The sequence below is a fragment of the Sphingomonas sp. CCH15-F11 genome (assembly GCF_001557005.1).
Lineage (GTDB): Bacteria > Pseudomonadota > Alphaproteobacteria > Sphingomonadales > Sphingomonadaceae > Sphingomonas.
The window spans coordinates 1-2103 of sequence record NZ_LSKG01000171.1 but is presented as its reverse complement, the minus strand read 5'-3'; the positions used below and the strand labels follow the sequence as shown (position 1 = coordinate 2103).

Here is a 2103-nt window from a genome sequence, read left to right as displayed (position 1 = left end):
GGACAGCTCAGGCCCCGGGGCCACCCCTCTCCCCTGAAGGGGAGAGGGAGGTTGTCGCGATCGGGATGTAATCTAGCGCGTGCATCTGCTCCATCATCGCGCCCGCAAACCGCTCGGGCACCGGCACGGTGCCGATCGCCCAGGCCATTATGTCGACATCCTGTTCCTCCAGCAGCGCCTCGAACCAGTCGATCTCGGCCATTTCCCATTGCGCATGGTGGCGGTCGAAATAGCCGCCGATCAAAAGGTCGGCCTCCTTGGTGCCGCGATGCCAGGCGCGAAAGCGCAGGCGCTTGAGGCGGGTATCGCGGTCCATATGCGGCTCGACTCCAATGACGATAGGCCGGCGGCGCTGGCAAGCGCAGTCGGCTGGGGCTAGAGCGGCAGATAGTCATGCGCCCCGATCTTCTCAATCCATTGTTCGCCGAGGTGACGGTCCTGAAGGGGATCGGCCCGGCGCTGGCGCGACCGCTGGAACGGCTAGGGCTGGCGCGCGTGGTCGATGTGCTGTTCCACCTGCCGACCGGCTGGATCGATCGGCTGCCCTGCGACGAGCTCGACATCGCCGATGTCGGTCGGGTCATCGCGATCACCCTGACCCCGGTCGAGGTACGGACCAGCGCGGGGCGGGGGCCGACGCGCGTGCAGGCGTTCGATGCGCGCGGCAATCACGTGGCGCTCGTCTACTTCGGCGGTGGCTCTGGGTGGGTGAAAAAGCTGTTTCCGCTGAACGAACTGCGCCGCGTTTCGGGCAAGCTGGAAAGCTATGGTCAGGAGTTGCAGATCGTCCACCCCGACTATGTCGGCGATCCCGACGATGTCGGCGCGCTGGCGATGCGCGAGGCGGTTTATCCGATGTCGGAGGGGATCACGTCGCGCCGGATCGCCCAGCTTGCCGAACAGGCGATCGGCCGCGCGCCGGTGCTTCCCGAATGGATCGAGCCTGGCCTGAAGGACCAGCGCGGCTGGCCCGGCTGGCGCGAGGCAGTCGCGCGCATCCATGCCGACCCGGCGGATGCAAAGGCGCGCGAGCGGCTGGCCTATGACGAGGTGTTCGCCAATCAGCTGGCGCTGATGCTGGTGCGCGGTGCGGCGCGGGCGAAGCGGGGGCGTGCACTGGCCGGCGACGGGCGACTGCGCGCGCGGCTCGACCTGCCCTATGCGCCGACCGGCGCACAGGCGCGCACGATCGCGGAGATCGAGGGCGATCTGGCACAGACCCAGCCGATGCTGCGGCTGCTGCAGGGCGATGTCGGATCGGGCAAGACCTTGGTCGCGATCATGGCGCTGCTGATCGCGGTCGAGGCGGGCGCGCAGGGGGCGATGCTGGCGCCGACGGAGATCCTGGCGCGCCAGCACTACGATACGCTCAGCCGGATGCTGTCGGGCCTTGGCATCCACGTTGCCGTGCTGACTGGGCGCGACAAGGGGCGGGCGCGCGAGGCGACGCTGATGGGGCTTGCCGACGGGTCGATCGACATCTTGGTCGGCACACATGCGATCTTTCAGGACGCGGTGCGCTACAAGGATCTGGGGCTGGTGGTGGTGGACGAGCAGCACCGCTTCGGCGTCGCCCAGCGCATGATGCTGCAGGCCAAGGCAGAGCGGCCGCCGCACCTCCTGGTGATGACCGCGACGCCGATCCCGCGCACGCTGACGCTCGCCCAATATGGCGAGATGGATGTCAGCCGACTGGACGAGATGCCGGCGGGCCGCGAGCCGATTCAGACCAGCGTGATCAGCGAGGACCGCATCGGCGATGTCGTCGATGGGCTGGCACGGCATCTGTCCGGCGGCGGCCAGGCCTATTGGGTGTGCCCGCTGGTCGAGGAGAGCGAGAAGAGCGACCTAGCCGCCGCCGAGGCGCGGGCGGAAGCGCTGCGTGCGCGGTTCGGTGACCGGGTGGGGCTGATCCACGGGCGGATGAAGCCGGCGGACAAGGACGCGGTGATGACGCGCTTTGCCGCGGGCCAATTGGGCGTGCTGGTCGCGACGACGGTGATCGAGGTGGGGGTGGACGTGCCCAATGCGACGTTGATCGTCATCGAGGCGGCGGACCGCTTTGGCCTGGCGCAGTTGCACCAGCTGCGCGGGCGGGTGGGG

Annotated in this window: 2 protein-coding genes; one reads left to right on the top strand and one right to left on the bottom strand. The window is 68.6% G+C overall.

The genetic code is table 11. From position 1 onward, the window contains the following. Positions 1-7: 7 nt before the first annotated feature. Positions 8-316, bottom strand: coding sequence for an FAD assembly factor SdhE (locus AX709_RS17205; protein WP_066551188.1), 309 nt, complete (start codon positions 314-316; stop codon positions 8-10). A gap of 77 nt (positions 317-393) precedes the next feature. On the opposite strand from AX709_RS17205, the gene AX709_RS17200 reads away from it, so the two are divergent. Next, positions 394-2103, top strand: a 1710-nt coding sequence (locus tag AX709_RS17200; protein ID WP_066551187.1) for an ATP-dependent DNA helicase RecG, incomplete at its 3' end; no start/stop codon positions are given.

Coding starts and splice junctions, on each gene's coding strand:
- AX709_RS17205 (WP_066551188.1), bottom strand. CDS start 316: ATGGACCGCGATACCCGCCTCAAGCGCCTGCGCTTTCGCGCCTGGCAT.